A 2,914-nucleotide genomic window follows, 5' to 3' on the forward strand; every position below is an offset into this window, starting at 1 on the left:
TTTTCTAAATTATTCAAACTTGTTTTTAAGTTTGTCTTTTTTTATACGTTTTGATTGATTTTTGTTTCACACTTTCCTCCTGTTAATATGATCATGAACTATATGACTATCTTTACTACTTATCACTACAACTTTATTATATACTATCCAAAAAGAAAAAAAAGAAAATCTGATAAAAATCAGACTTTCTGTGCATTTTTTCCCTCTTCTACTAATTTATTCAATAAAGCTACATACTCTTCAAACTGTGTTCTACCTTCATCAGTCAAATGATAAGTTGTCTGTGGTCTATTATTTACAAATTCCTTTCTCACTTCCATAAATCCTTCTTGAATTAGCTTTTTAGTATGTGTTGTCATATTCCCGTCTGTACAACCTAGAATCTCTTTCATCTGTTTATAAGTGAGATCTTCAACACTTAAACTGGCAATCATTTGAATTCTTATGTGCGATTCAAATACCTTTGATGTATTGTTCATAACGTTTTCCATTAGATTTCCTCCCTAGCATCAATAGAATCAGCATTACCAACATGCATTAATTCCTAGTTGTTTAGTATATTTTTCATCATATATAATAATTATATAATTTATATCAATAAATTTAAAGGTTATGGGCTATAAAAAAATAGAAATCATCACTGATTTCTATTTTTTTAGAAGGTTATAGAGATTATAAATCATAATTACTGTCGTTATCACAATCAAAGAAATATTATTATATGTGAATTGTGTAATCACATTTGTATAAAGATGATTCTGAATAGTGGCAGTATATTGGTCAAAGAGAAGGAATAGACCTACTATAGCATAAACAGCACTGATGAGCTTAGTGACATTATTCTTGGTTGCCATCACAAACATAAGAATAAAACATATCGCAATTAAGATATTTGAGATAATGGAAAAAGAAATAGCAGTAGAATAATTCTGATCCTGTGTAAGTAATGTGAGTGCATGCTGGAACTTCTGTACATATTCTGTTGATGAAGTTTGTATGATATAAAGTGCTATAGGAGTTGCCCCATAGATAATTGATTTAGTCGTTTCTTTCATAGTGATTCCCCTTTTATATGTATTTTAATCTATTTTAATGTAAGTTACAAGACTCCTGTAACTTCTACATATAAATAGACTTTTTTTCTAAATAGTGATATATGTTTACTCCTTCTTAAATAATTCATATAATAATTGTAGAGGAAAAACATAAACGAAAGTGCAGGTGAATATTATGAATGTTTCTCAAACTCTTTATAGCAGCTTATTTCTTAAGCTTCTACCATTATTGATTGTATCATTATTCCTTACATTCCTATTAATAAAGGCAAAGATGTCTAAGTTATTTTATCTACTTATAGGTGTAGAAGTCATTGCGATATCGATACTCCATTATAGCACAATATCTATGTCTATGATGTTATATGAACAGACAAAAGCCTTTAGTACTCTTTCTAATATGTTCATCATAGTTGGAATGTATCTTCTTATTCCTCTTCTTTCAATCATACTCTATATAATATTAAGAAAAAGAATTTAAGAGCGGTTTAGTCAATCGCTCTTTTAAGTTTGAGATATGTAAGTCCTACACATGTAGTCATGATTTCAGATAGTGGTAATGAAGCCCAGATTCCTTTCATACCTAATTGTGAAAGAATAATAGATGCAGGTACGATAAGAACTACACCACGCAATAGAATAAGTGTAGAAGCTATTTTAGCGCTTTCTATTGAAGTAAAGTATGTCGTTAAGACAATGTTTACCCCTGCAAAGAATAAGCCAATAAACATGATTTTAAAGCCTTCTATTGCTAGTGTATATAATGTTGGATTGTTTGTCTTATTGAATAGAGAAGTGATCATAGAGGAGTTTATGAAGACTGTTAAGTAAATTGTAAAAGATATTAATAAAGAGATAGTAAGAGTCATTCTTCTTAACATAATAAGATTCTTTGTATCATGAGAACCATATGATTCACTAGTAAGAGGCTGCATACCATTTGCAAGACCATTAAATATTGCAACACATACAAGCCATATATTACATACAACACCATAAGCAGCAACACCTATATTACCTGTAATCTTTAATATAAGTGTATTAAAAAGAAGAACAACTAAACCACTTGATATCTCTATCAACATAGAAGGAAAACCTAGTTTAATAATTCTTTTAATCATAGAGAACTGAAAATGAAGCTGAACGGGATGGAATGTATTCTTCTTTTTAATGAAGTGTAAAGAGAGAATACTTAAGCCAATCAAAGGTGCAAGACAAGTCGCAAAAACAGCTCCAAACATTCCCATATGACATAAGAATATAAATACATAGTCTAGTACAACATTCATCAGTGAAGCTACAATCATAGCTGTTGTCGCAAGAGCGGGATTGTTATCATTTCTTACTAATGCATTGAGCGCATTATTGAAGATAAAGGCAGGTGTAAATATCATAATAGTTCTTAGATAAATGACTGTATCTTGTAATACCGCATCATTGGCTCCTAGCATTCTTGCAAGAGAAGGACTGTATAATACTCCTGTAATCATGAAAAGTACTCCTATTACAAGTCCTAAAAGCACTGTATGATCAAATACCTGATTGATTTCATCATGCTTGTGATCTATTTTCAAAATAGATAATCTAATACCAGATCCTATTCCTAACATGAGTCCTATCCCATAAATAAAATTAAATACAGGTATCGCAAGATTCAATGCAGTGAGTCCTTTATCCCCTATTCCCTGGGCAATAAAGAATGTATCAGCAAGTATATAAAACGATATAGCCATTTCTCCTAATATGCTTAAACATATATATTTAATAAATCTTTGTTTCATAATTTCCTCCATTTCCCCGCGCCTTCGTTGCGCGGACACAAATATATAACCAAACTCAAATCCACCAAAACTATAGTG

At 30.4% G+C, this 2,914-nt stretch carries 4 protein-coding genes; 1 reads left to right on the plus strand and 3 read right to left on the minus strand.

All coding sequences use genetic code 11. The features are described from left to right. Window positions 1–179: 179 nt before the first annotated feature. Window positions 180–491, minus strand: a complete 312-nt coding sequence (locus EAI80_RS12590; RefSeq protein WP_022424485.1) for a transcriptional regulator — start codon at window positions 489–491, stop codon at window positions 180–182. A gap of 156 nt (window positions 492–647) precedes the next feature. Beyond that, window positions 648–1,055, minus strand: coding sequence for a hypothetical protein (locus tag EAI80_RS12595; RefSeq protein WP_129982315.1), 408 nt, complete (start codon window positions 1,053–1,055; stop codon window positions 648–650). Window positions 1,056–1,230: 175 nt separating this feature from the next. Between EAI80_RS12595 and EAI80_RS12600 the strand changes: the two genes are divergently transcribed. Continuing rightward, window positions 1,231–1,536, plus strand: coding sequence for a hypothetical protein (locus EAI80_RS12600; RefSeq protein WP_129982316.1), 306 nt, complete (start codon window positions 1,231–1,233; stop codon window positions 1,534–1,536). A 7-nt stretch (window positions 1,537–1,543) separates the two neighbouring features. Here the strand turns inward: EAI80_RS12600 and EAI80_RS12605 are convergent. Further along, window positions 1,544–2,914 (minus strand): MATE family efflux transporter (locus tag EAI80_RS12605; protein ID WP_129982317.1); only part of this gene is annotated, 1,371 nt, incomplete at its 5' end.

It is taken from the genome of Catenibacterium sp. co_0103, assembly GCF_004168205.1.
In the GTDB taxonomy this organism is placed as follows: Bacteria; Bacillota_I; Bacilli_A; order Erysipelotrichales; family Coprobacillaceae; genus Catenibacterium; species Catenibacterium mitsuoka_A.

Bases quoted from the DNA above. Each gene is read 5' to 3' on its own strand.
- EAI80_RS12595 (WP_129982315.1), bottom strand. From the start codon at position 1,055: ATGAAAGAAACGACTAAATCAATTATCTATGGGGCAACTCCTATAGCA.
- EAI80_RS12590 (WP_022424485.1), bottom strand. From the start codon at position 491: ATGGAAAACGTTATGAACAATACATCAAAGGTATTTGAATCGCACATA.
- EAI80_RS12600 (WP_129982316.1), top strand. From the start codon at position 1,231: ATGAATGTTTCTCAAACTCTTTATAGCAGCTTATTTCTTAAGCTTCTA.